Origin of the sequence: Geobacillus proteiniphilus, from assembly GCF_001908025.1 — a bacterium.
Taxonomy (GTDB): domain Bacteria; phylum Bacillota; class Bacilli; order Bacillales; family Anoxybacillaceae; genus Geobacillus; species Geobacillus proteiniphilus.
Genome location: NZ_MQMG01000186.1, coordinates 1 through 202, shown reverse-complemented (window position 1 = coordinate 202; position 202 = coordinate 1). Strand labels below are relative to the sequence as shown.

Sequence of the window (202 nt, the reverse complement as noted above, 5' to 3'; positions counted from 1 at the left end):
GTCCTGCCCGATGCCGATCGTCCGCACGAAAAAGGCGAATCAACGAATTGGAGCCGGGCCAAGTGTTGGAAGTGCAGGCGACGGATAAGGGGTCCAAAGCCGATATCAAAGCATGGGCGGAAAGCACAGGGCATCAATATTTAGGAACAATTGAAGAAAATGGGATTTTGAAACATTATATCCGCAAGGCACACAGGGGATA

1 pseudogene is annotated in these 202 nt (G+C 50.0%); it reads left to right on the top strand.

The window, feature by feature from the left end:
- Window positions 1-202, top strand: a pseudogene (locus BRO54_RS19095) (sulfurtransferase TusA family protein); the annotation flags it as partial.